Here is a 4,087-nt window from a genome sequence, read left to right as displayed (position 1 = left end):
TGGGCCCGGCGATCCGGGTCTCCGGCGTGGAGTGCACCGCGATCCCGACCGCGGTGTCGACCGCGACCGCCAGTGGGACCAGGTACGGCACCCCCGGGCGGAGCGGGACCTCGAGGGTCAGCCGCCCGCGGCCCAGGTCGACCACGCGGAGCCCGACGCCGCCCTCCACCGGTGCGGCCGCGAACCGCCGGTTGGTCACCTCGGCGGCCGGGTCCGCCTCCTCGACGGGCTGGTCGACGACGGGGAGTGCGTCCATTCGGCCATCGTCCTTGCTGAGCGGCCGTTCGGTAAAGCCCCCCGGGGGGCGCGTCACACCGCCGCGCTCTGGAACGAGCGGCGGTAGTCGGCGGGCGGCACCCCCACGACCTGCCGGAAGTGGTGCCGGAGCAGGGTCGCGGAGCCGAACCCGCAGCGGTCGGCGACGGCGTCCACGGACAGGTCCGTGTCCTCCAGCAGCCGCCGGGCGTGCAGGACGCGCTGCCGGGTGAGCCACCGCAGCGGGCTGGTGCCGGTCTCGGCGGCGAACCGACGGGCGAAGGTGCGCTCGGACATCGCCGCACGCCTGGCGAGGCCGGCCACGGTGTGGTCCTCGTCGAGGTGGCCGAGCAGCCAGTCCAGGATCGGGCCGAGCGAGTCCGCCGAGCACTCCGGGACGGGGCGCTCGATGAACTGCCGCTGCCCGCCCTCGCGCTGGGGCGGCACGACCATCCGACGGGCGATCCCGTTGACGACCGCGCTGCCCAGCTCGCGGCGCACCAGGTGCAGGCACGCGTCGATGCCCGCCGCGGTGCCCGCGCTGGTGATCAGGTTGCCCTCGTCCACGAACAGGACGTCCTGGTCCACCTCGACGTCGGGGTACCGGGCCCGCAGCTCCTCCGCACTGTGCCAGTGGGTGGCGACCCGCCGCCCGCTCAGCAGCCCCGCCGCGGCCAGCACGAAGACCCCGGAGCAGACGCTGAGCATCGTGGCGCCCGCGGCCTCGGCCGCCCGCAGCGCCTCCAGGGCCTCCTCCGGGTACTCGCGCAGCCGGGTGGCGGGGACGGCGACGAGGTCGGCGCCCGCGATGCCCTCCAGCCCGTGCTCGGGGACGATCTGAACCCCTCCGGTCGTGCTGACCGGCCGCCCCGCCTCCAGCCCGCAGACCCGGTACTCGAGCACGGGCAGGTCGTCGTCGGAGCGGTCGAGACCGAAGACCTCGCACAGCACCCCGAACTCGAACACGGCCAGCTCGTCCAGGACGAGCACCGCGACGCTCCGCAACATGACCGCCAGCATACTGGCGGCATCTTTGCGAAAGGTGTCGTTACGGCCACTTCTGGCAGGAACTGGAACAGCGCACACTTCCTGCCATGACTACTTCACTCGTGACCCTGATCGCCGTCGTCGCCCTGCTCGGCTGGGTGCTCGCCTGGACCCCGCTCCGCCGCCGCGACGGCCGCCACCCCGTCCGGACGCCCTTCGGTGCCGCTCCCGTGGACATGGACCATGCCCGGCTGCTCGCCGACCTGCGAGCCCTACCCGACGCCCCCGCGGACGTGGAGACGAGGCTCAGGGTCTAGCACCCTTGAGATCCGCCTGGATCGCCGCCGCGCAGTGGCGCAGGTGCGGGAGGGCCTCGTCCCGCAGCCAGAGCGGGGTGCCGCGGGAGGTGTGGGTGCTGACGTTCGCCGCCGCGACCACCCGGCCGGTCGCGTCCCGGATCGGGACGGCGACCGAGCGCAGGCCCTCCTCCAGTTCCTGGTCCACGATGCAGTACCCCGCCGCACGCACGTCGCCGAGCAGGTCCCGCAGGGCTCCCGGCTCGGCGACGGTGCGGTCGGTGAGGGGCCGCGGGTCACCCAGCCGCCGGGCCAGCTCGGCGGGCGGGAGCGCCGCGAGCAGGACCCGGCCCAACGCCGTGGCGTAGGCCGGGAAGCGGGTGCCGATCGTGATCGAGACGGTCATGATCCGGCTGGTGGCCACCCGCGCGACGTACACCACGTCCGAGCCGTCGAGCACCGCGAGCGAGGCGGACTCGTGCACGACCTGCACCAGCTCCTCCAGGTGCGGCTCGGCGACCTCCGGCAGCGAGAGCGCCGACAGGTAGGAGTAGCCCAGCTCCAGCACCCGCGGCGTGAGCGTGAACAGCCGCCCGTCCGTGCGGACGTAGCCGAGCTCGGCGAGGGTCAGCAGGAAGCGGCGGGCCGCCGCACGCGTCAGGCCGGTCGCCCGCGCCACGTCGGAGAGGGTCTGCGCGGGCCGGTCCACGTTGAAGGCCTTGATCACCGCCAGCCCGCGGGCCAGCGACTGGACGTGCTCGAGGCGGGGCGCGGCGACCTCGCCCGCCGGTTCGTCCACGGGCTCGGTCATCGCCCCTCCAGCACCCGGTCGACCAGGTCGACGGCGTGTCCGACGTCCGGGGTGGCGGTCCCCAGGTTCCGACGCATGGCCTCGGGATGGACCCGCAGGCCGTCGAGGCAGGCCCGCAGCCGGGCAGCCGCACCGCCGGTCGTGGCGAGCTCGTCCCGCTCGTCGTCCGTGTCCATCGCAACCTCCAGGCTCCGGTGCCGCACCGGCCGCTCCAGCACCCGGCCGGCGAGTGCGGCCTCGCTGGGCCGCTCCACCTCCTGCCGTCGCCGCGCGACCGCGGGGACGAGGATCAACAACCAGAGGACCACCAGGCCAGCGAAGATCAACGAGCTGGGCATCGGCTGCCTCCTCCCCCGAACGGCGCAGTCGGCACGTGATCCGCCCCGGGGCCGGAGCCAAGATCACGCCCGGATGTCCCACGGTAGTGAGCCGAGGAGCGGGATCCGGGAAGCGACGCGCCGTCGTGCCCTGCCGGTTCCACGTTTCGCCCGAGACGGGTGTGACTTCTGGTGCGCAGGTGACCACTCCCTGCGACAACGGGCGCGCGAACGGGGGGTGCGGACCCGTCAGGGGCGGCTGGCGCGGCCCTCCGCGACCAGCCGCGCCGCCAGCCCGCCCAGCGGCATCTCCTCCGCGGTGAGGGCGAAGCAGAGATGGTCCCGCCAGGCGCCGTCGACGTCGAGGTACCGCTCGAACAGGCCCTCCTCGCGGAACCCCAGCTTGGCCAGCACGCGCAGGCTGGGCCCGTTCTCGGGGCGCACGGTCGCCTCGAGCCGGTGCAGCCCGACGGGCCCGAAGCAGTGGTCGACGACGAGCGCCACCGCCGCGGTCGTGACCCCCTTGCCGTTGACCCGGGCGTCGCACCAGTAGCCCACGTACGCCGACAGCAGCGGCTCGCGCACGACGTTCCCGACCATGACCTGGCCGACCAGTGTGCCGTCGAGCACGATCGCGAACGGCAGCGCCGCCCCGCGGCGGGCGGCCCCGCGCAGCAGCCACCACCGCCCCGGCCACTCGGCGGGGGCGTTCCGCCGCGCCCAGCCGCCTGGCGTGGAGGGCTCCCAGCGGACCAGGTGCCGCTCGTCCCGGATCCGGATGTCCGACCAGGTCCCGCCGTCCCCCAGCTTCACCGGGCGCAGCTCGACCACGCCCGCGGGCACCGCGAGGGGCCCGAGCCGGGCGGGCCAACCGGGATGGCGCCCGAGGTACTCGGGCTGGGCGTGGGCCACCACCCGCTACCGGCGGGAGGAGAGCAGGGCGACCTCGACACGTTCGTCCATGCCGACGTCAGTCGTGGCCTCGGGGACCGTGATCAGGGCATTCGCGTCGGCCAGGGTGGCGAGCAGGTGCACGCCCCCGGTCGCCAGCGGCTGGACCAGGTAGTCCCCCGACTCGACCTCTCGCAGCAGGCGCCCGCGCAGGTGGGTCCGCCGCCCCTCGGGTGAGGTGATCGGCGAGGTCAGCCGGGCCGAGACCGTGCGCCGGTACGGGTCGGCGATCCCCAGCCCGAGCCTGATCAACGGCCGGACCAGCACCTCGAACAGCACCAGCGCGGTGGACGGGCTGGCGGGGAACAGGAAGGTGGGGACCGACTCGCGGCCGAGCCGCCCGAACCCCTGCGAGGACCCCGGGGCCATCGCGACCCGGGTGAAGTCGATCTCGCCGAGCCCGGCGAACGCAGCCTTGGCCTCCGCCCCCGCGTTGCCGCCCGCGGCCCCGCACACGATGACGAGCTCGG

At 74.7% G+C, this 4,087-nt stretch carries 6 protein-coding genes and 1 pseudogene; 1 reads left to right on the top strand and 6 read right to left on the bottom strand.

The window, feature by feature from the left end:
- Together H5J29_RS23480 and H5J29_RS23475 are read right to left on the bottom strand one after the other, a co-directional pair.
- A partial coding sequence (locus H5J29_RS23480) for a hypothetical protein (protein WP_181783204.1) occupies positions 1–256 on the bottom strand: 256 nt, incomplete at its 3' end.
- A 53-nt stretch (positions 257–309) separates the two neighbouring features.
- On the bottom strand, positions 310–1,263 hold the full coding sequence (locus H5J29_RS23475) for a helix-turn-helix domain-containing protein (RefSeq protein WP_181783203.1): 954 nt from the start codon (positions 1,261–1,263) through the stop codon (positions 310–312).
- An 86-nt stretch (positions 1,264–1,349) separates the two neighbouring features.
- Here H5J29_RS23475 and H5J29_RS23470 point away from each other — a divergent pair, with 86 nt between their 5' ends.
- Positions 1,350–1,559: a hypothetical protein gene (locus tag H5J29_RS23470; RefSeq protein ID WP_181783202.1), complete on the top strand. Its 210-nt coding sequence runs from the start codon at positions 1,350–1,352 to the stop codon at positions 1,557–1,559.
- Here H5J29_RS23470 and H5J29_RS23465 read toward each other — a convergent pair.
- The 4 genes and pseudogenes from H5J29_RS23465 to H5J29_RS23450 form a co-directional block, all read right to left on the bottom strand.
- Positions 1,549–2,349 (bottom strand): IclR family transcriptional regulator domain-containing protein, encoded by an 801-nt coding sequence (locus H5J29_RS23465; RefSeq protein ID WP_181783201.1) that lies wholly within the window; start codon positions 2,347–2,349, stop codon positions 1,549–1,551. The two genes, H5J29_RS23470 and H5J29_RS23465, sit on opposite strands and share 11 nt — an antisense overlap.
- Positions 2,346–2,687, bottom strand: coding sequence for a SepX/GlpR family protein (locus H5J29_RS23460; RefSeq protein ID WP_181783200.1), 342 nt, complete (start codon positions 2,685–2,687; stop codon positions 2,346–2,348). The genes H5J29_RS23465 and H5J29_RS23460 overlap by 4 nt, the downstream gene beginning before the upstream one ends.
- A 228-nt stretch (positions 2,688–2,915) precedes the next feature.
- Complete coding sequence (locus H5J29_RS23455; RefSeq protein ID WP_181783199.1) at positions 2,916–3,578, bottom strand: GNAT family N-acetyltransferase; 663 nt, start codon at positions 3,576–3,578, stop codon at positions 2,916–2,918.
- Positions 3,579–3,584: 6 nt separating this feature from the next.
- Positions 3,585–4,087: pseudogene (locus tag H5J29_RS23450) on the bottom strand (molybdotransferase-like divisome protein Glp); the annotation flags it as partial.

Origin of the sequence: Pseudonocardia pini (assembly GCF_013870575.1) — a bacterium.
GTDB classification, from domain to species: Bacteria; Actinomycetota; Actinomycetes; order Mycobacteriales; family Pseudonocardiaceae; genus Pseudonocardia; species Pseudonocardia pini.
This window is presented reverse-complemented; position numbering and strand designations above follow the sequence as displayed.